Below are 19,934 nucleotides of genomic sequence, written 5' to 3'. Positions count from 1 at the left end.
CTGCTCGCATACGACGGCCGTCGCCCGGTGTGCGAGGTGTGCGCGGTACGCCTACCGTGGCTCGCATGGGTGAAGCGGTGGAGCTGGAAGCGGGCGGCAGGACCGTCCGCCTCTCCAACCCGGGCAAGATCTTCTTCCCCGAGCGCGGCTTCACCAAGCTGGACCTCGCTCAGTACTACGCCGCCGTCGGCCCCGGCATCCTGCGCGCCCTGCGCGACCGCCCCACCACCCTGGAGCGCTACCCGGACGGCCTGGGCGGCGAGTGGTTCTTCCAGAAGCGGGCGCCGAAGAACATGCCCGACTGGATCCCCACCGCGCACATCACCTTCCCCAGCGGCCGCAGCGCCGACGAGATGTGCCCCACCGAGGAGGCCGCCGTCCTGTGGGCCGCCCAGTACGGCACCCTCACCTTCCACCCCTGGCCGGTCCGCCGCGACGACGTCGACCACCCCGACGAGCTGCGCATCGACCTCGACCCGCAGCCCGGCACCGACTTCGCCGACGCCGTCCGCGCCGCCCACGAACTGCGCGCCGTCCTCGATGAGTTCGGCGGTCTGCGCGGCTGGCCCAAGACCTCCGGCGGGCGCGGCCTGCACGTCTTCGTGCCGATCGAGCCGCGCTGGACCTTCACCCAGGTCCGGCGCGCCGCCATCGCCGTCGGGCGGGAGATGGAGCGCCGGATGCCGGACCACGTGACGATCAAGTGGTGGAAGGAGGAGCGGGGCGAGCGCATCTTCATCGACTACAACCAGACCGCCCGGGACCGGACCATCGCCTCCGCCTATTCCGTACGGCCCCGCCCGCACGCCCCCGTCTCCGCACCCCTGCGCTGGGACGAGGTCGGCACGGCCCGCCCCCAGGACTTCGACATCGCGACCATGCCCGCGCGCTACGCCGAACTCGGCGATGTGCACGCGGACATGGACGACCACCGCTTCCCCCTGGACGCGCTGCTGGAGCTGGCCAACAAGGACGAGCGTGACCACGGGCTCGGCGATCTGCCGTACCCGCCCGAGTACCCGAAGATGCCGGGCGAGCCGAAGCGGGTGCAGCCGAGCCGGGCGAAGAAGACGACAGGCGGGAAGGAGACGCCCCCGGCGAAGGCGCCTCCCCCGGAACCTACAGCTCCTTGATCCGGATGTCCCGGTACGAGACCACATCCGTCGTGCCGTGCACCTGGAGCCCGATGTAGCCGGAGGCGAACCGCCGCCCGTCCGTGCCCGGGTCGTCCGAGCGGGGCGGGACGAAGTCCTGGCCGCCGATGTTGTCGAACTCGTTGATCAGCACGCCGTTGCGGTAGACCGAGTAGTGCTGGTCGACCACCCGGATCTCGTAGTCGTTCCACGTGCCCTTCTGGGTGACGCCGGCACCGGCGAGCCCCACCCGGTCGAAGCCGTAGACCGACCCCGTCTTGTACATGTCGCCGTCGGGCCGGTCGAGCACCTGCACCTCGTGCCCGTACTTGATGGCGACCCACTCCGGACGCGACTCCTCGGGGTGGTCGTGGACCCACGGGAAGCGGACGAACACACCGGAGTTGGCGTTGCCGGTGCCCGGAGCGTCGTCACGCCACTGGAGCTTGAGCGAGAAGTCGCCGTACTTCCGCTCGGGGAACCAGAGCATGCCCAGCCCGGCCTTCGTGGTGCCCGAGGTGATCGAGCCGTCGCCGTTCGGCGCGAACGAACCGCCGCCCACCTGCTGCCACCTGGCGAACGACTCCGCGCTGCCGTCGAGGATCGTCCGGTAGCCCTCGGTCTGCCCGGGCTTGCCGATCCCGGACTGACGGGCGGCCTTGCGGATGGCGTTGTACTCGCGCTGGTCGACGACGCCTTCCCTGAGCAGCTTGTCCAGGACCGTCTTCACATGCTTGAGGAACAGCGCCTGGGACGTCCACTCCTTCTCGTCCTCGATCAACTCGTTGATCCGGCACCGGCTGTTGGTGATCCGGTTCGGCACACCCGAGTCGACCGTGCCGACGATCACCGTCAATCGCTCGTCGAACTCCGCACAGTTGGGCGCCGGGACCTGACTCGAGACGACCGTGAAGGTCACCGTGCGGGCCGCGGAGGTGTTCCCCGCCTTGTCGGTGGCCCGGTAGGCCAGGGTGTGCGTGCCCGCGCGGTCGACGACCACCGGCGCGTCGTACGCCAGGTACGGACCGCTGTCGATCGAGTACTCGATCCGCTCGACACCGGAGCCGTGCTCGTCGGTCGCCGAGACGGTCACCTTGGCGTTGCCGATGTACGCCCCGTCGGAGTTCTTGGTGCCCTCGACGGTCACACCGGTCACCGGCGGGGTCGTGTCCGGCTCGGGCGACGCCACGACCGTGAACCGCACGCTCTTCTCGGCCGCCACATTGCCCGCCTTGTCGGTGGCCCGGTAGCGCACCGTGTGGCTGCCGACCTCGTGCACCATCACGGGCGCGGTGTACGCCTGCCAGGCACCGTCGCCGATCGCGTACTCGATGGTGTTGACGCCGGAACCGGTGTCGGAGGCGGACACGGTGACGGTCGCCATGTCGATGTACGCCCCGTCCGGGTCCTGCTCCCCGCTGACCGTCGCCGACGTCTGAGGCGGTGCCGTGTCGTCGGTCGGCGGCGGGACGACCGTGAACGTGACGTTCTTCTCCGCCGAGACGTTCCCCGCCTTGTCCAGGGCGCGGTAGCGGATCTTGTGATCGCCGACCTGGTCGACGACGACCGGGGTGGTGTACGCCGTCCAGGCGCCCGCGTCACCGACCGCGTACTCGACGCGGTCGACCCCGGAGCCGCCCTCCTCGTCGGTGGCCTGGATCGCCACGCTCGCCGAACCGACGTACTGCCCCTGTGAGTTCTGCGTTCCGCTCACCCGCGCCGACGCCTCGGGCGCCGTGGTGTCCTCGCCGCTGCCCTCGGTCACCACCAGGATGCCCTGCATCTGGCCGTGGCCGGGGATGGTGCAGTAGTAGCGGTAGCGGCCGGGCGTGAGCGTGACCTCGGCGGTGTGGCGGCCGCCCTGGTCGTCGTTCGGGTTGGCGAGGATGTTGAGCTGGACGTCGTTGTTGAACTCGGGGTCGGAGGTGTCGAAGGTCAACGTGTGCGGCATTCCGGTGGTGTTGCCGGTCGCCGTGCTGTTCTCGAAGACGATCGTCGTCGCGCCCGCCACCGCTGTCGCGGGCGCCGAGGTGTACTTCGTGATGTCGTCGCCGGCCGTCCAGGTGAGGACCTGCTCGGCGGCCGCCTGTGGCTGGGGCTGCGGCTGTCCGGTCGCGGGCAGCGACTGCAGTCCGAGCACCATGAGCAGTGCGGCCAGCAAGGCCGCCCACATTCTTCGCTGCCGTGTCACCGCGCCCCCCTCGCGAGCTGGTCGGCGGCCGGGGTCGGCCCGCCACCGGTGTAAGTGACCCGCCACAGTGCCGACTTGGCGTCCGAGGTGAAGAAGCCCCGCCCGTAGTCGAGCACGTACAGCGCGCCGTCCGGACCGAACTTCCAGTCCATGAGGTTCTTGATGCCGTCGTTGCCGACCGGCACGATCTTCTTCAGCGACTCCGAGTGGACCGGCAGACCGCCGTCGCCGTGCGTCTTCGGGTCGGTGAGCACCGCGTTGCGCGGCTGGTCGGCGTCGTAGAAGTCACCGACGAACCACTTGCCGTCCCAGTAGGCCGGCCACTTGGTCCCGCTGGTGCTCGTCGCGTCGTACCGGTAGACCGGCCCGTTCATCGCGGCCTGGCCGCCGCCCTTGAGCCACGGCAGCCCGTAGGTGGCCTCCTCCTGCTGGTACGACGGCACGCCGTTGGCGTCGCGCGGGAAGTCCGGGGCGCCGCCCTGGGGCGAGTACCAGATGTTGTTGCCGGTGACCGGCGGAAGGTTGACCAGGCCGTCGTTGTTCGGCGACTCGTTCTTCGGGTGGTCGCAGTCGTACCAGCCCAGCGGCTTGCTCGGATCCGGCAGATTGCGGTCCCGGTAGGGCTGCTTGTTGCCCATGCAGTACGGCCAGCCCCGGTTGCTCGCCTTGGTGATGACGGCGAAGGTGTCGTACTTGGCCGGACCCCAGGTCGTCGAGGGCGCCGGGGCGTCCGGGCCGACCCAGCCCGCGTAGAGGATGTCGGTCCGCCGGTCGACGAAGATGCGCGCCGGGTTCCTGACGCCCATCACATAGATCTCGCCGCGCGTCTTGCCGCCGCCCTCGTCGGTCTCCTCGCCGGTGAAGAGGTTGCCCTCCGGGAGCGTGTACGTCCCGTCCGGCTCCGGGTGGATGCGCAGGATCTTGCCGTTGAGGTTGTTGGTGTTGCCGGCGGTGCGGCGCGCGTCGGCGAAGGAGACGCCCTTGTAGTTCGGCTCGGGGTTGTTGCCCGAGTAACCGTCGCTGAAGCGGCTGGAGTTGTTGTCGCCGGTCGCGATGTACAGGTTGCCCTTCGAGTCCCAGGTCATCCCGCCGCCCGCGTGGCAGCAGCTGTGGATCTGCACCGGCCAGTCGAGCAGCACCTTCTCACTGCCCAGGTCCAGCTTGTTGGTGGCGAGGTCGAGCGTGAAGCGGGAGACGCGCCGCTCGGCCATCCGTGTGTCGCGGTTGATCCGCGAGTGCGGGGTGTAGTGCAGATACACCCACCCGTTCTCCTCGAAGCGCGGGTCCAGCTCGATGCCGAGGAGCCCCTCCTCGACCTTGATCAGCTCGTCGCCGCCGCCCTTGTTGCCGAAGACCGTCAACGCCCCCGCCAGGGTGACCTTCTTGGTCTTCGGGTCGTAGACGTGGATCTCGCCCTTGCCCTTGCCGATGTCCGGGTCGTTCCAGTCGGTGACCACCGGCTGGGAGGAGTCGGCACCGCCCCGGCCGATGTAGAGCACCCGCCCGTCCGGGGCGGTGACCAGGCCGTGCGGCTCGCCGATCTGGTCGTTCCGGCCGGGCTGGTTGGGCTGGGTGAGGCGCTCGGCCTGGTAGTTGCCGGTGATGGTGGCCTTGCAGTCGGCCTGTGCCAGCCGGGTCGTCCACAGCAGGGCGCCGCGCAGATGGCTACGGAAGTCGGTCTCGTCGTACGACGACACGGTGCCGCCCATGCCGGTGTAGAAGGAGCGGCCGCCGTCGTAGTCCCGGCACCAACTCATCGGGTGGTCCCAGCCGTTGGCGCTCGAACCCGGCTGATACGAGGACTCCCGGACCCGGGCGACCGTATGGACGTCACCCGAGGGGTTCTTCGCCCAGTTCAGCCACTTGTCCGGCCGCTTCCACTGCAGCGGCAGCTCCTTGGTGGCCGGATGCGTTCGGTCGCCGACCTCGACGACGGCCCGTTGCGCGGTCGTCGGGCCGCCGGCCGCCGGGCGGGCGCCGACCAGGCCGGTGAACCAGTCCGAGTACGGCTCGGCGCGGGCCGCGTCATGGATGCCGACGAAACCGCCGCCCGCCTCCATGTAGGCCTCAAGACCCGCCTCCTGCTCGGGGTCGAGGACGTCGCCGCCACCGGTCAGGAACACGATGGAATTGAATCGGCCCAGCTTCGTCTCATTGGTGAACACCGACGCGTCGTTCGTGGCCTCGGTCTTGAAGCGCTGATCGGCCGGGCCCGACAGGCCGATCTTCTCGATCGCCTCGATACCGGCGTTCACCAGCGGCGACTCGTCGCCGGCGGCCGCGGACCCGTAGAAGATGAGCACCCGTACATTCGCGCCGCCCGGGGGCGACTTGATGGACATCGTTGTCAGGGATGGTTCCGGAGCAGGGCGCGCGTCGGCGGCCGGAGCCGACATCAGTCCGGCCGCGACGATCCCGGCGGTCACGGTGGCCACCCAGGTCTGTCTTCTCGTGCTCAACCCTCGTAAGCGCATGGGCACCTCCACGGTCACAGCAACAGCGACAAGGAAGCTAGACCCCTTTGAACGACTCGCCAATACCTATGACCGCAATGGGACGAACTTTGTCCTGAGTGTGGATAAACGAGCGAGTGGCCGGTACCGTCTCACCGGTTCATCCCCGTAATTTCCGTACCGCCGTGGGGAGTTCGGCATGGACAGACGCAGCTTCGACAGACGCGGCTTCAACCGGCGTGTGCTGCTGGGTGGCGCGACGGTCGCGACATCGTTGTCGCTGACATCGGTACCCGAGGCCATGGGCGCCGACACACAGGCGAGGACCGCCCCGGCCGGCGGCGAGGTCAGACACCTCAAGCTGTACGCCGAGAAGCTCGCCGACGGACAACTGGGCTACGGCCTCGAGAAGGGCAAGGCGTCGATCCCCGGCCCGCTGATCGAGCTGAACGAAGGCGACACCCTGCACATCGAGTTCGAGAACACGATGGACGTCCCGGTGAGCCTGCACGTCCACGGCCTCGACTACGAGATCACCAGCGACGGCACCAAGCTGAACAAGAGCGACGTCGCGCCCGGCGGCACCCGCACCTACACCTGGCGCACCCACGCCCCCGGCCGCCGCAAGGACGGCACCTGGCGGGCGGGCAGCGCCGGCTACTGGCACTACCACGACCATGTCGTCGGCACGGAGCACGGCACGGGCGGCATCCGCAAGGGGCTGTACGGGCCGGTGATCGTCCGCCGCAAGGGCGACGTCCTCCCCGACGCGACCCACACGATCGTCTTCAACGACATGCTCATCAACAACAAGCCCGCGCACAGCGGCCCGAACTTCGAGGCCACGGTGGGCGATCGCGTCGAGTTCGTGATGATCACCCACGGCGAGTACTACCACACCTTCCATATGCACGGACACCGCTGGGCGGACAACCGCACCGGCATGCTCACCGGCCCCGACGACCCCAGCCAGGTCATCGACAACAAGATCGTGGGCCCGGCGGACTCGTTCGGCTTCCAGGTGATCGCGGGGGAGGGGGTCGGGGCCGGGGCGTGGATGTACCACTGCCATGTCCAGAGCCACTCCGACATGGGGATGGTGGGGCTGTTCCTGGTGAAGAAGGCGGACGGGACGATTCCCGGGTACGACCCGCACGAGCACTGACAGCAGGGTCCGCAGCCGTACCGCTCCTCCCGAGAGCGCTCTCACCCCCACCTTCACCGGGGCTATCCTGATCGGCAACCGCCGACGAGGAGCCGCCCAGTGACCGCTACCGCCCCGCGCCCCACCCTGGAGGCCGTCGCCGCACGGGCCGGGGTCTCGCGGGCCACCGTCTCGCGCGTCGTCAACGGCGGGGACGGGGTCAGGGAGCCGCTGGTCGAGCGGGTGCGCAAGGCCGTGGAGGAACTCGGGTACGTGCCCAACCAGGCCGCCCGCAGCCTGGTGACCCGGCGGCACGACGCCATCGCCGTCGTCGTCGCCGAACCCGAGACCCGGGTCTTCGCCGACCCCTTCTTCGCCCTCCAACTCCGGGGCATCAGCAAGGAGCTGACGGCCCATGACAATCAGCTCGTGCTGCTGCTCACGGAGGGGCGCGACGACCACGCCCGCGTCGGGCGCTACCTGGCCGGCGGGCATGTCGACGGGGCGCTCGTCTTCTCACTGCACCTCGACGACCCGCTGCCCGAGCTGATCCAGCGCGCCGGAGTGCCCACGGTGTTCGGCGGACGGCCCGACTGGAGCGGCGACCGGCGAGGCGTGGTCTACGTCGACAGCGACAACCGGGGTGGCGCCCGCGACGCCGTACGGCATCTCGCCGGCCTCGGCCGCACGCGCATCGCCCACATCACCGGCGCCCTCGACCAGACTTCGGCCGTGGACCGGCTCGACGGATACCGGGACGTCATGGTCGACGCCGATCCGCGGCTGATCGTCGAGGGCGACTTCACACCGGCCGGCGGGGAGCGGGCGATGCGTGAGCTGCTCGCGCGCTGCCCGGACCTGGACGCCGTGTTCGCCGCCAACGACCTCTCCGCGGCGGGGGCGCTGCGGGTGCTGCGGGAGGCCGGGCGGCGGGTGCCGGACGATGTCGCCGTGGTCGGGTTCGACGACATGCTTCCGGTGGCGGAGCAGACCGAGCCGTCGCTGACGACGATCCGTCAGGACATCGAGGAGATGGGCCGGTTGATGGCCCGGCTGCTGCTGCGGGGGCTGGAGCGGGATGCCGCCGAGCTGGGGATCGGGGCCGCGCCGTCCAGTGTGGTGCTGCCGACGACGCTGGTGCGGCGCGCATCGGCGTAGTCCGACCCCGACTCCGGCCGCCGTCAGGTCCGTGGCGGTGCGCTCTTGATCACCGCGAAGCGGGCGCCGTACGGGTCGGTGAGCTTGGCGATGCGGCCGACGTCCGGCAGATCCGTGGCGGGCATGCGGACGGTGCCGCCCAGGGACTGTGCCTTGGCGACCGTGGCGTCCGTGTCGGTGACCTCGAAGTACGGCAGCCAGTACGCCGGGCCCGCCGCCTCCGCCGGGTCGTCCGCCTTGTCGACGACCCCGCCGAACATGGCGTCCTCCCCCTGCCCGCCGGGGCTGAACGTGGTGTACGTGCCGCCGTAGAAGTCCAGGGCGAAGGTCTCCATGCCCAGCGTCGCGTTGTAGAACCCCGCCGCGGCCGGTACGTCCGGGGTGTACAGCTCCAGCCAGCACAGCGAGCCGGGCTCCTGGACGAGGTCCAGGCCCTTGGTGATGCCGGGCTGCCACAGACCGAAGGTGACACCGGCCTTGTCGGCGAGGATCGCCATGCGGCCCAGGTCCAGCACATCCATGGGCTGTACCATCACCGAGCCGTGCGCCTGCTCGGCCGCCTTCGCCGTGGCGTCCACGTCCGGCGACTGGAAGTACACCGTCCACGAGGGCGGACCCTGCTCCTCGGTGGTCCGCATACCGCCGGCCACCGTCTTGCCGTCGAGCTGGAAGAGGCCGTAACCACCGGTCTCGGGCGGGCCCGGCTGGAACCGCCAGCCGAACAGACCGCCGTAGAAGGAACCGGCGCCCTCGATGTCGGGCGTGCCGAGGTCGATCCAGTTGGGCGCGCCGGTGACGTAACGGGTGGTGAGCATCATCGCCCTCCTCGGAAGGGTCCCGCTGCCTGCTTGTCCGAGTCTTCCACCGCCCACTGACAATCGCTGCCGGAAGGCGACCGTCTGCCCGGACCCCGGTCAAGATCACCGTGGGTGACCGGCAAAAGGCCCCGCAGTTTTCACCCGTTCCCGCGCGCCGCCGTGCGCCGGGCTGCGCGGAGGGGGACCATCGAGTCGGCCGGAGGCCCTTCGGCGCGGCGTTGATCCCGCGTTGATCGAACGTTTTTCGCCGACCGGCACGATCCTGCCCATGCACATCGACACGATCACAACGATCACCTCGCCCGATCTGGCCTGGCAGCAGGAGGCGTTGTGCGCACAGACCGGGGCGGACTTCTTCTTCCCCGAACCAGGAAGCTCCGTCCGGGAGGCGAAGCGGATCTGCGGCATGTGCCCGATCCGCTCCGCCTGTCTGGAGTACGCGCTGGACAACGACGAGCGCTTCGGGGTCTGGGGCGGCCTGTCGGAGAAGGAACGCCTGGAACTCCGCCGCACGCCACGCTGAACCACCGTGCGCCGGCCGCCGAGGCGGCCGGCCAGCAGCGCTTCCATGCGCGCGGGGCGCGTACGAGTTCCGGGCCGCCTCACGCCGGAAGCCGCCCTTCGCGAGGCAGGGCGCACGTCGTGCCCGGCAGACGGCTGCCGGCGGGGTGCCGACGCGAGCCGGGGGACGTCCAGGTGGCGAGGCCGGGCGCGACGGTCGTGGCGTAGGCGCGCTGCACGAACTCGACGTCGATGTGCTCCGGAGTGCGGAAGGTCGGCTGCTGTGGTCAGGATCCGGGGGCGTGCCCGGGTGCCGCGCGGAAGGGGGCTACCGGCGCGTCGGCGCGGGAACGGCAAGAAGCGACGGCCGGCCCGCATCGCGTGCGAGTCAGCCGTCGATCACAGGGAGGACTGGCGGTCAGGCGTCCCGAGCTGCCATCCGGGCCTTGCGTGCGGCCAGCTTCTCGTCGAACTTCAGGGCCTCGGCGTCCAGGCCGCCCATGAACAGCCCGAGCTCCTCCTGGGCCTTCTGACCCTCCGGGCCGAGGCCGTCGATCTCCATGATCTTCAGGAAGCGCAGGACGGGCTGCAGGACGTCGTCGTGGTGGATGCGCAGGTTGTAGACCTCGCCGATGGCCATCTGGGCGGCGGCGCGCTCGAAGCCGGGGATGCCGTGGCCGGGCATGCGGAAGTTCACGACCACGTCGCGCACCGCCTGCATCGTCAGGTCCGGGGCGAGCTCGAAGGCCGCCTTGAGGAGGTTGCGGTAGAAGACCATGTGGAGGTTCTCGTCCGTCGCGATGCGCGACAGCATGCGGTCGCAGACGGGGTCCCCCGACTGGTGGCCGGTGTTGCGGTGCGAGATGCGGGTCGCGAGCTCCTGGAAGGCGACGTAGGCGACCGAGTGCAGCATCGAGTGGCGGTTGTCCGACTCGAAGCCCTCGCTCATGTGGGACATGCGGAACTGCTCCAGCTTGTCCGGGTCCACCGCGCGCGAGGTGAGGAGATAGTCCCGCATCACGATGCCGTGCCGCCCCTCCTCGGCGGTCCAGCGGTGCACCCAGGTGCCCCAGGCGCCGTCCCGGCCGAAGAGCGAGGCGATCTCGTGGTGGTAGCTGGGGAGGTTGTCCTCGGTGAGGAGGTTCACGACCAGCGCGATACGGCCGATCTCGGTGACCTTGGACTGCTCCTTGCCCCAGGCCTCCCCGTCCTCGAACTGGCCGGGGAAGTTGCGGCCGTCCGTCCACGGCACGTACTCGTGCGGCATCCAGTCCTTGGCGACCTTCAGGTGCCGGTTCAACTCATTCTCGACCACTTCCTCCAGTGCGTACAGCAGCCGGGCGTCGGTCCAGCCGGCAGGGCTGCCGAGGTGGGGAGAAGCAATCGTCACGGGAACTCCAGGGGGACGCGCAACACGGGGATGGTGACCGGCGAGCGGTTGCCGGAACCTACGGAATCGTAGGCTACGAACCCGTAGGTTACGAAGCCGTAGGTTAAGGGCGTCGTAAAGACCGCTGATCAGCCCCCGTTCCGCCGAGACTCCACGGGTGTCCGAAAAGCCCCAGGAGCCGCAGGTCCCGGGGCTGAAAGGGCGATCCGCTCAGCCGGTCAGGCGTAGAGCTCCCGCATGCGCACCGAGAGACATGTCACACACCCTTCGAGCTTCTCGAACTCGCTGATGTCGACCACGACGGGCTCGTGACCGAGGTCGGCCAGCAGTTCCGCCGTCTTCGGCGCGCTCGCCGCGATGAGCAGCTTGTCGCCGCCCAGCAGCACCACATGCGCCCCCGACTCCTCCGGCACCGGCAGGAAGCGCGGGAACAGCGACGGGGCGTCCAACTGCGGGATACGGCCCAGAATCGTTCCGTCGGGCAGTGCGGTGATCGCCGACTTCAGGTGCAGCACCTTGCTCACCGGCACGGCGACGACCCGCGCCCCCAGCGGCTCGAACGCGGCCCGCAGCTGCTGCACGCCGGCCGCGTTGGTACGTCCGCCCCGGCCGACGTAGACGGTGTCGCCGACCTTCAGCACGTCGCCGCCGTCCAGCGTGCCCGGCTCCCAGATCCAGTTCACCGAGCAGCCGAGCGAGGCCACGGCCTCCTCGACGCCGAGGGTCTCGTCGCGTCGGGAGGCCGCGCCGGGCCGGGTGATCAGCGCGACGTTGCGGTACATGACGACGGTGTCCTCGACGAACACCGAGTCGGGGCAGTCGTCGGCCGGGTCCACCTCGACGGTCTCCCAGTCGTGCGTACGCAGGGCCTCCGCGTACGCCTCCCACTGCTCGACCGCGAGATCGACGTCGACCTTCTCCCGCTCGATGTGCGTGACCAGCCCTTCGGCGAGGCGCGGGCTGGGGCGGCGGATGAGGGCCTTCTTGCTGGGCACGACGGGATCTCCGGGTCGATGGCAGGGGTCGGTGCCCATGATGCAGGGGCACCGACCCGCCATGATGCAGGGCCTACCCGCCCGTACAAAACCCTCGGGGTCGGGCTGTGGCCCTCCTGAGATGCTCCGCGGTGAAGGAGTCGCGGGTTTCGAGGAGCTGCCGTGGGGTTCCTTCGAAGATCACCCGACCGCCGTCCCGGCCGCCGTCCGGTCCGAGGTCGATGATCCGGTCGGCGTGCGCCACCACGTCCAGGTGGTGCTCGACGACCACCACCGTGTTGCCGGCGTCGACCAGCCGGTCCAGCAGGCCGAGCAGCCCGTCGACGTCCGACAGGTGCAGTCCGGTCGTCGGCTCGTCCAGGACGTACACCGCGCCGGTGCGGTGCAGCCGGGTCGCCAGCTTGATGCGCTGGCGCTCGCCGCCGGAGAGCGTGGACAGCGGCTGGCCGAGCGTGAGGTACGTCAGCCCCACGTCCCGCAGCGCCCGCAGGCGTCGCCGTACGCCCGCGTCCCCGAAGAACTCCAGCGCCTGGTCGGCCGTCATCCCCAGGACGTCCGCGATGGAGCGGCCGTCGACCGTCAGCCGCAGCACCTCGTCCTTGAAGCGCCGCCCCTCGCAGTCGTGGCACGTCGTCGTCACCGGGTCCATGAAGGCGAGGTCGGTGTAGATGATCCCGCGGCCCTCGCACGTCCCGCAGGCACCGGAGGAGTTGAAGCTGAAGAGCCCCGGCTCGGTGCCCGTCTCGCGGGCGAAGATCTTGCGTACCGTGTCCATGATCCCCAGATACGTCGCCGGGGTCGACCGCGCCGAGATCCCGATCGACGACTGGTCCACGACCACGGCGTCGGCGTGCGCGGCGGTGAACTCCGCGACCAGCGTGCTCTTCCCGGATCCGGCGACCCCGGTCACCACCGTGAGCACCCCGGTCGGGAACTCAACCGTGACGTCCCGCAGATTGTGCCGGTCGGCGCCCTTCACCCACAGACCGCCGGCCGCCGGCCGTACGTCCTCCTTCAGTGCCGTACGGCGCGACAGGCACCGCCCGGTCACCGTGTCCGACCCGGCCAGCTCCTTCGGCGTCCCCTCGAACACCACCCGTCCGCCGCCGGCGCCCGCTTCCGGCCCCATGTCGACGACGTGATCGGCGAGCGCGATGACGTCCGGGTCGTGCTCGACCACCAGCACGGTGTTGCCCTTGTCGCGCAGCCGCAGCAGGAGGTCGCCGAGGCGGCCGACGTCGCGCGGGTGCAGTCCGACGCTGGGCTCGTCGAAGATGTACGTCATGCCGGTCAGGCTGGAGCCCAGGTGGCGGACCGTCTTCAGGCGCTGTCCCTCGCCGCCGGAGAGGGTGGAGGTCTCCCGGTCGAGGCTGAGGTAGCCCAGGCCGATGGTGTCGATGCGTTCGAGGGCGGTGACGGCGGACCGGGCGATGGGTCTGGCGACGGGGTCGTCGATGTCCCTGAGCGCGGTGATGAGGTCGGTGACCTGCATACGGGTGCAGTCGGCGATGGTCAGGCCGTTGACGCGGGTCGCGAGGGCCGCCGCGTTGAGGCGGGCGCCGTCGCAGACCGGACAGGTGCCCTCCACCAGGAACTCGCGCACCAGATCGCGGGTCTTCTGGCTCATCGCCGACAGGTCCCGCTTCAGGTACAGCCGCTCGAAGCGGGTGGCGAGGCCCTCGTAGTCGGTGGTCCAGGTGCCGCCCGTGCCGTTGACGGTGACCTTGCTGCCGGGGCGGCCGCGCATCAGGAACTCCCGCTCGGCGGCGGTGAACCGGCCGACGGGCCTGTCCGGGTCGAGTTCCGCGCTGTTGGTGTACGCCTGCCCCTGCCAGGTGCCCGCGGCGAAGGGCGGGAAGCGGACCGCGCCGTCGGCCAGCGACCGCTCCGGGTCGAGGATGCGGTCCCAGTCCGGCCGTACCGTCCGGCCCAGGCCGTCGCACTCGGGGCACATGCCGGAGGGGTCGTTGAAGGAGTACGCGGTGGCCGGGCCGGCGCTCGGGGTGCCGTGCCGGGAGAACAGCACGCGGATCACCGAGTAGATGTCGGTCATCGTGCCGACCGTGGACCGGGAGTGGCCCCCGATCGGCCGCTGGTCGACGACGATCGCGGGGGAGAGGTCCTCCAGGGCCTCCGCGTGCGGGCGCTCGTACTTGGGCAGCCGGTTGCGCACGAACCAGGTGAAGGTCTCATTCAGCTGGCGCTGCGACTCCACCGCGATCGTGTCGAAGACGATCGACGACTTCCCCGATCCCGAAACGCCGGTGAACACGGTCAGCCGGCCTTTCGGGATGCGGAGGGTGACGTCCTTGAGGTTGTTCTCCCTGGCTCCGGTGATGGTGATGAACTCGGGCGTGAAATCGGGCATGCACCCGAAGCTAGGCGGAATACCAGACAGCTTCTGGCGTGATTTCCTTCAGTTCTCCGTCCTCCACCATCAGCCAGCGCGTGATGCCGATGGACTCCAGGAACGGCAGGTCGTGACTGGCCACGAGCAGCGCCCCCTCGTACGACTCCAGGGCCGTGGTGAGCTGTCGTACGCTCGCCATGTCCAGGTTGTTCGTCGGCTCGTCCAGCATCAGCAGCTGCGGCGCGGGCTCCGCCAGCATCAGCGCGGCCAGCGTCGCCCGGAAGCGTTCGCCGCCGGACAGCGTCGCCGCCTGCTGGTCGGCGCGGGCGCCCCGGAACAGGAAGCGGGCGAGCCGCGCCCGGATCCGGTTGTTGGTGGCGCCCGGCGCGAACCGGGCCACGTTCTCGGCGACCGACAGCTCGCCGTCGAGGACGTCGAGGCGCTGCGGCAGGAACCGGAGCGGGACATGCGCCGTCGCCTCGCCCGCCACCGGCGCCAACTCGCCGGCGATCGTCCGCAGCAGCGTCGTCTTGCCCGCGCCGTTGCGGCCGATCAGCGCGATCCGCTCCGGACCGTGCAGATCGAGACCGGCCACTCGCGCGCCGTACACGAGCTCCAGATCGCGCAGCGTGAGCACGGTGCGGCCCGCCGGCACGGCCGTGTACGGCAGGTCGACGCGGATCTCGTCGTCGTCCCGTACGGCGTCCACCGCGTCGTCGAGCCGCTCCTTGGCCTCGGCGAGCTTCTCCTCGTGCATGATCCGGTGCTTGCCCGCGGAGACCTCGGCCGTGCGCTTCCTCAGTTTCATCACAGCCCGAGGCTCGCGCTTGGTGTCGTACATCTTCTGGGCGTACCGCTTGCGCCGTGCCAACTTCACGTGGGCATCGGACAGTTCGCGCTTCTGCTTCTTCAGATCGGCCTCGGCGACGCGCACCATGCGCGCGGCCGCCTCCTGCTCGGTGGCGAGCGCCTCCTCGTACGCCGAGTAGTTGCCGCCGTACCAGGTGATCTCCCCCGAGCGCAGATCCGCGATCTGGTCGACCAGGTCGAGGAGTTCGCGGTCGTGGCTGACCACCACCATCACCCCCGGCCAGGACTCGACGGCCGCGTACAGCCGCCTGCGTGCGTACAGGTCGAGGTTGTTGGTGGGCTCGTCGAGCAGCAGGACGTCCGGGCGGCGCAGCAGCAGCGCGGCCAGCCGCAGCAGCACCGACTCGCCGCCCGAGACCTCGCCGATCGTGCGGTCCAACTCGACGTGGCCGAGCCCCAGTTCGCCGAGGGTGGCGAGCGCGCGCTCCTCGACGTCCCAGTCGTCGCCGACGGTCTCGAAGTGCTCCTCGGCCACGTCGCCCGCCTCGATGGCGTGCAGCGCCGTCCGCTGGGCGGCGATACCGAGGGCCTCGTCGACCTTCAGGCCGGTGTCGAGGGTGACGTTCTGCGGCAGATAGCCGACCTCGCCCGTGACGCGCACGCCGCCGTCGGCCGGGGTGAGCTCACCGGCGATGAGCTTCAACAGGGTCGACTTACCCGACCCGTTGACGCCGACGAGCCCGGTCCTGCCGGGACCGAAGGAGACGTCGAGGCTCTCGAAGACGGAGCTGCCGTCGGCCCAGGCGAAGGAAAGGGAGGTACAGGTGAGGGAGGTAGACATAAGGGAGCCTCCGCGGTTGCTCGAAACGATCAGGGGCAAACGCGTATCGAGACACCGGCGACCAACGGGCCGAGACCGGCCCTGGGCATGAGAAAAGCCCTGTTCCGGACGAGGACGGCTCGAATGCCGAGGTCGCACGCGGCGTGCACACTTCAGATGTGTGACGCGGTGTCTCAGGACCTCAGACGAGCAACGTCCTTCTCCAATCGACGGCAACAGGACCGCTGTACAGCGTAGGAGGGGGCTATGGGCGTGTCAACGCAATTAACGGCGCCTGGCGGAGCGCCTCATCCGGGGAGCCGGGAACGCCTCAGTGGGCGTCCCGCATCAGCTCCGCCAGGTCGTGGTCCAGGTCGAGCTGGAGGTGCTCCAGGCCGAGGGGCACCAGGTCGCTCGTGGACTGCAGGAAGCGGCGGATCTCGCCGCTGCGGATGTGGATGACCGCGGTGCCCTCGGGGGCGTGGAACTCCAGCACGGTCCGGTCGAAGCCGTACGGCCGCACGCGGACGTCGCCCCGGCCCTCCGGTCCTTCGAGGCCGGCCACGAGCAGCTCACGGCTGAAGGTCCAGCAGACCTCGACGCCCTCAAGGGTGGCCGGGGCCGGGAAGGTCATGCGGACGGCGAACGGGTCGCGCCGGTCGTAGTGAAGCGTCGCGGGAATGCTCGGCATCCGCGGCGCGGCGGCGACGAGACGGGCCTCAACGGGCTGCTCGATGACGGTGGACAACGCCTTGCTCCCTTGTGACGGCTGGACGAAGATCCGGGTGGACGAGACCGGGCACTGGTAGAGACGACGGAATCGGCCAATCCGTGCACACGGAGGTCGAGTGACCTCTGTCACCGCCTTCATGCACGGGTGTGGGCTGTTCGCCCCACGGTGACCGGATGGTCACCTGTGGTCGAGGGGCCTCTGGACGGCACCGGGGCGGTGGACTAGCTTCGCCCGCCATGAGGCGTTCGGGGAGCATGCGACGGGCGGGGCATACGTTTCGGACAGTGGCCGCGGGGGTGGCGTGCGGGGCGGCGCTGGCCGCGCTGACGGCCGTACCCGCGCAGGCGCACGGGCCGGAGCACCGGGTGCCGCACTGGGAGCTCAAGGACAGCGGGACACCGGAGGTGCGCTACCGGGGCCTGTCCGCGGTCAGCCGGAACACCGCCTGGCTGGCCGGGAGCAAGGGCATCGTGCTGCGCACCACCGACGGCGGTGTGAGCTGGCGGAACGTCTCGCCGCCCGGCGCCGCCGGGCTGGAGTTCCGGGACGTCGAGGCGTTCGACGCGCGGCGTGCCGTGGTGCTGGCCATCGGGGAGGGCGAGGCGTCCCGGGTGTACCGCACCGACGACGGCGGCGCGAACTGGACCGAGTCCTTCCGCAACACCGACGCCAAAGCCTTCTACGACTGCATGACCTTCTTCGACCGCCGCCACGGCCTGGCGATGAGCGACCCGGTCGACGGCCGCTTCCGCATCCTGTCGACCCGTGACGGCGGCCGCTCCTGGAGGGTGCTGCCCGGCGACGGGATGCCCGCCGCCCTGGAGGGCGAGGCCGGATTCGCGGCGAGCGGGCAGTGCCTGGTCAGCTCCGGGCCGAAGGACGTCTGGCTGGCGACCGGCGGGGCGGCACGCGCGCGTGTGCTGCACTCCGCCGACCGAGGGCTGACCTGGACGGCGGCCGACACCCCCATCCCGGCCGGCGACCCCGCCCGCGGCGTCTTCGCCCTCGCCTTCCGCGACCGTACGCACGGCCTCGCCGTCGGCGGCGACTACCGCCCCGACCAGGCCTCCCCGAAGGCGGCGGCACGCACCGCGGACGCCGGGCACGGTTGGACGCCCGCCGCCACGCCCCCGCCCGCCTACCGCTCCGGCGTCGCCTGGCTCCCGCACCGCCGCACCGCCGCCCTCGCCGTCGGCCCCACCGGAACCGACCTGACCACCGATGCCGGGCGCACCTGGCGGACCGTCGACACCGGGTCGTACGACACCGTGGCCTGCGCGCCCGACCACGGGTGCTGGGCCGCGGGGGAGAAGGGGCGGGTCGCGCGGCTGGAGAGCTGAGCCGGGATGTGGGTACTCGGACGCGGACCACGAGAGGGGTGAGCCACATGCCGGCCGGTTCGAGCTCGAAGCGGGAACGCCAGTACGAGCACATCAAGAAGAGCGCCCAGGACCGGGGCGAGAGCACCTCGCGCGCCAAGGAGATCGCGGCGCGGACGGTGAACAAGGAACGCGCGCGGTCCGGTGAGTCGAAGACCGCCAGCCGCACCTCCACCCAGGACATGTCCTCGGGCAGGCGGGGCGGCCAGCGGTCCGGGAAGGGCTCCCAGGGCCCCACCTACGACCAGTTGTACGAGGAGGCCAAGCAGCGCAACATCCGCGGTCGTTCGGACATGAACAAGAGCCAGCTCAAGCAGGCGCTCGGCGGCAAGTGACGGCCGCCTCAGCCGGGTGTCTCGCGGTACCGCTCCAGTGCCGGAGCCGTCTTCGTGGCGGCGAACTCGGTGATGCGATAGGCGCACACCCCGGCCGTCACGAACGGATCGGTCGCGGCGATGTCCTCGATGCGGCCTCGGTCCTCCGCGACGGCGATAATCACTCCGCCGTCGCGGGGGTTCTTGCGCCCGGACGCGAGGAACACCCCCCGCTCGTACTGCTCGTCGAGCCACGCCACATGTGCCTCCAGCACGGCGTCGACGTCCTCGATCGGGGCGGTGTAGGTCAGCTCCAGCACGAACATGATCGCGAGCCTACCCCTGGACCCGCGACGACCGGCCGCGCCCCCGTACCCTCGTCCCCACCATGACGACCGTAAGCATCCCCGCGGGCTGGCCCGCGACCGAGGAAGAGGCCCGCGCGGTCCAGGACGAGCTGCGGGCGAGGGTGGTGCTCGACGAGCCCGGACCACCGGCCGGTTCCGGGCAGGTGACCGGCGTCGACGTGGCCTACGACGACGAGCGGGACGTGGTCGCGGCAGCGGCGGTCGTCCTGGACGCGGCGACCCTGGACGTGGTCGCCGAGGCCACGGCCGTGGGCCGGATCTCCTTCCCGTACGTCCCCGGTCTGCTCGCCTTCCGAGAGCTCCCCACGGTGCTCGCCGCCCTGGACGCCCTGCCCTGCCCACCCGGCCTGGTCGTCTGCGACGGCTACGGGCGCGCCCACCCCCGCCGGTTCGGCCTCGCCGGCCACCTCGGCGTCCTCACGGGCCTGCCCACGATCGGCGTCGCCAAGAACCCGTTCACCTTCACCTACGACGACCCGGCCGCCGCCCGCGGCTCGTCCACGCCGCTCATGGCGGGGCCGGAGGAGGTCGGCCGTGCCCTGCGCACCCGGGCCGGGGTCAAGCCGGTCTTCGTGTCGGTCGGCCACCGCGTGAGCCTGGACAACGCGTGCGCCCACACACTCGCCCTGACGCCCCGGTACCGGCTACCGGAGACGACTCGACGCGCGGACTCCCTGTGCCGACAGGCGCTGAAGGGGGCGACCGGTCCGAGGCCGGAGCTCGCGGCCCGAGCCGCGGCGGACCCCACGCGGACCTGGGGGCGTTCCGTGTTCGAGCGCCAGCCCCAGCCCGTGAGCTGGGCGGGACGGGTGCTCGCGGCCGCGGCGGAGGGCCTCGGCCGGACGCCGGAGATCGACACCGCGGTGGAACTCGCGGCCGACCGCGCTCGGTGGAGCCGTGGCAGCGAGGTGTTCCGGCTGGTCCGCGGGCGGGGACTCGATGCCTGGGAGCACCCGACGGAGCAGCAGCGGCTGCTGATCCGTCTCGCGGAGCTGGTCGGCAAGGTCGCCCACAACGAGGCGGGGCCCGCCCCCTTCTACGACCACCACGCGGGCTGGCAGATCGGCCCCGTCGCCGTCCGGCTCGCGACCTCCGCGTCCGATCCGGCCGTGCGGAGGCGGATCGAGGAAGCGTTGGGGGACTGGCCGGCGGTCGAAGACGCCGGCTGAGTACGTCGTCTGAGTATCCGTACGGATGCCGCCGTCCGCGCTGATCGGCAGGCTGTGACCCATGACGACGCACCGTGCCCCGAAGCCCCTCGCCGACCCCGACCGCCCCGTCGAGCGTGCCGTGACGGCCGCGCTGGTCCTCGCCGTGGTGGCGGGGCTCGCCTGGATCGGCGGGATGATCTTCACCGTGGCGGGGTGGACTCTGTAG

Annotated in this window: 16 protein-coding genes and 1 pseudogene; 8 read left to right on the top strand and 9 right to left on the bottom strand. The window is 70.6% G+C overall.

Annotation, left to right across the window (positions count from 1 at the left end; translation table 11 throughout):
* Positions 1-65 precede the first annotated feature (65 nt).
* On the top strand, positions 66-1,133 hold the full coding sequence (gene ligD, locus IM697_RS28740; protein ID WP_194039002.1) for a non-homologous end-joining DNA ligase: 1,068 nt from the start codon (positions 66-68) through the stop codon (positions 1,131-1,133).
* Here ligD and IM697_RS28735 read toward each other — a convergent pair.
* Together IM697_RS28735 and IM697_RS28730 are read right to left on the bottom strand one after the other, a co-directional pair.
* Entirely contained in the window at positions 1,120-3,306 is a 2,187-nt protein-coding gene (locus tag IM697_RS28735; RefSeq protein ID WP_194049917.1) for an OmpL47-type beta-barrel domain-containing protein, read from the bottom strand. The two genes, ligD and IM697_RS28735, sit on opposite strands and share 14 nt — an antisense overlap.
* 14 nt (positions 3,307-3,320) lie before the next feature.
* Positions 3,321-5,798: a ThuA domain-containing protein gene (locus IM697_RS28730; RefSeq protein WP_194039001.1), complete on the bottom strand. Its 2,478-nt coding sequence runs from the start codon at positions 5,796-5,798 to the stop codon at positions 3,321-3,323.
* Positions 5,799-5,976: 178 nt separating this feature from the next.
* Here IM697_RS28730 and IM697_RS28725 point away from each other — a divergent pair, with 178 nt between their 5' ends.
* Positions 5,977-6,942 (top strand): multicopper oxidase domain-containing protein, encoded by a 966-nt coding sequence (locus tag IM697_RS28725; RefSeq protein WP_194039000.1) that lies wholly within the window; start codon positions 5,977-5,979, stop codon positions 6,940-6,942.
* Between the two features lie 99 nt (positions 6,943-7,041).
* On the top strand, positions 7,042-8,079 hold the full coding sequence (locus IM697_RS28720) for a LacI family DNA-binding transcriptional regulator (RefSeq protein ID WP_194038999.1): 1,038 nt from the start codon (positions 7,042-7,044) through the stop codon (positions 8,077-8,079).
* A gap of 23 nt (positions 8,080-8,102) precedes the next feature.
* On the opposite strand, the gene IM697_RS28715 is transcribed toward IM697_RS28720, so the two are convergent.
* Positions 8,103-8,894, bottom strand: a complete 792-nt coding sequence (locus IM697_RS28715) for a VOC family protein (protein ID WP_194049916.1) — start codon at positions 8,892-8,894, stop codon at positions 8,103-8,105.
* Between the two features lie 271 nt (positions 8,895-9,165).
* Here IM697_RS28715 and IM697_RS28710 point away from each other — a divergent pair, with 271 nt between their 5' ends.
* Entirely contained in the window at positions 9,166-9,420 is a 255-nt protein-coding gene (locus tag IM697_RS28710) for a WhiB family transcriptional regulator (RefSeq protein ID WP_194038998.1), read from the top strand.
* Between the two features lie 396 nt (positions 9,421-9,816).
* Here IM697_RS28710 and IM697_RS28705 read toward each other — a convergent pair whose 3' ends face one another.
* From IM697_RS28705 to ssgD, 5 genes are all read right to left on the bottom strand, one after another.
* Positions 9,817-10,788, bottom strand: coding sequence for an acyl-ACP desaturase (locus tag IM697_RS28705; RefSeq protein WP_194038997.1), 972 nt, complete (start codon positions 10,786-10,788; stop codon positions 9,817-9,819).
* Between the two features lie 218 nt (positions 10,789-11,006).
* A complete protein-coding gene (gene ddaH / locus IM697_RS28700; protein WP_194038996.1) occupies positions 11,007-11,783 on the bottom strand; it encodes a dimethylargininase in 777 nt (258 codons plus the stop codon).
* A 73-nt stretch (positions 11,784-11,856) separates the two neighbouring features.
* Entirely contained in the window at positions 11,857-14,151 is a 2,295-nt protein-coding gene (locus IM697_RS28695; RefSeq protein ID WP_194038995.1) for an ATP-binding cassette domain-containing protein, read from the bottom strand.
* Between the two features lie 10 nt (positions 14,152-14,161).
* A complete protein-coding gene (locus IM697_RS28690; protein WP_194038994.1) occupies positions 14,162-15,784 on the bottom strand; it encodes an ABC-F family ATP-binding cassette domain-containing protein in 1,623 nt (540 codons plus the stop codon).
* A 310-nt stretch (positions 15,785-16,094) separates the two neighbouring features.
* Positions 16,095-16,511 carry a spore wall synthesis regulator SsgD gene (gene ssgD / locus IM697_RS28685; protein ID WP_194038993.1) on the bottom strand — a complete coding sequence of 139 codons (417 nt, stop codon included), beginning with the start codon at positions 16,509-16,511 and terminating at the stop codon, positions 16,095-16,097.
* A 239-nt stretch (positions 16,512-16,750) separates the two neighbouring features.
* Between ssgD and IM697_RS28680 the strand changes: the two genes are divergently transcribed.
* Both IM697_RS28680 and IM697_RS28675 read left to right on the top strand, forming a co-directional pair.
* A complete protein-coding gene (locus tag IM697_RS28680; protein WP_194049915.1) occupies positions 16,751-17,836 on the top strand; it encodes a WD40/YVTN/BNR-like repeat-containing protein in 1,086 nt (361 codons plus the stop codon).
* A 47-nt stretch (positions 17,837-17,883) separates the two neighbouring features.
* Positions 17,884-18,210 (top strand): plasmid stabilization protein, encoded by a 327-nt coding sequence (locus IM697_RS28675; RefSeq protein WP_194038992.1) that lies wholly within the window; start codon positions 17,884-17,886, stop codon positions 18,208-18,210.
* A gap of 8 nt (positions 18,211-18,218) precedes the next feature.
* Here the strand turns inward: IM697_RS28675 and IM697_RS28670 are convergent, their stop codons facing one another.
* Positions 18,219-18,515 carry a YciI family protein gene (locus IM697_RS28670; protein WP_194038991.1) on the bottom strand — a complete coding sequence of 99 codons (297 nt, stop codon included), beginning with the start codon at positions 18,513-18,515 and terminating at the stop codon, positions 18,219-18,221.
* A 62-nt stretch (positions 18,516-18,577) separates the two neighbouring features.
* Between IM697_RS28670 and IM697_RS28665 the strand changes: the two are divergent.
* Positions 18,578-19,261: pseudogene (locus IM697_RS28665) on the top strand (endonuclease V); the annotation flags it as partial.
* 526 nt (positions 19,262-19,787) lie between these two features.
* The gene (gene mmpA, locus IM697_RS28660; protein WP_167366184.1) at positions 19,788-19,934 is read left to right on the top strand and encodes a morphogenic membrane protein MmpA; all 147 of its coding nucleotides are present in this window, start codon (positions 19,788-19,790) and stop codon (positions 19,932-19,934) included.

Origin of the sequence: Streptomyces ferrugineus (assembly GCF_015160855.1) — a bacterium.
Classification (GTDB): Bacteria; Actinomycetota; Actinomycetes; order Streptomycetales; family Streptomycetaceae; genus Streptomyces; species Streptomyces ferrugineus.
Note: the sequence above shows the minus strand (reverse complement) of the source record. Positions and strands in the feature narration are given on the sequence as shown.